The organism is Shewanella electrica (assembly GCF_022321485.1).
Taxonomy (GTDB): domain Bacteria; phylum Pseudomonadota; class Gammaproteobacteria; order Enterobacterales; family Shewanellaceae; genus Shewanella; species Shewanella electrica.
Genome location: NZ_JAKOGG010000597.1, coordinates 1 through 248, shown reverse-complemented (window position 1 = coordinate 248; position 248 = coordinate 1). Strand labels below are relative to the sequence as shown.

Sequence of the window (248 nt, the reverse complement as noted above, 5' to 3'; positions counted from 1 at the left end):
GCGGGGTCTGTCCTTACTTTACCATCGATTTTAATCAACCTTTGCATTACAATTTTTGTGACTTCAGTATTGGTAAGGGCATACTTAAGTCTGTTACGAAGGAAAATAACTAAGGGCAAGGATTCCCTCAGTTTGTGTGGGCCAGAGCTGGGTCTTGGGGCGAAAACACCACCAAGCTTGTCCAACATCCATGACTTTGGAGCATTTAAACGCTTCAGATGCTTTTTAGGGCCACGAGCCATAGTTAC

The 248-nt window shown here is 44.4% G+C and carries 1 protein-coding gene; it reads right to left on the bottom strand.

Annotation, left to right across the window (positions count from 1 at the left end; all coding sequences use genetic code 11):
- Positions 1 to 248 (bottom strand): S4 domain-containing protein (locus tag L9G74_RS21565; RefSeq protein WP_238898888.1); only part of this gene is annotated, 248 nt, incomplete at both ends.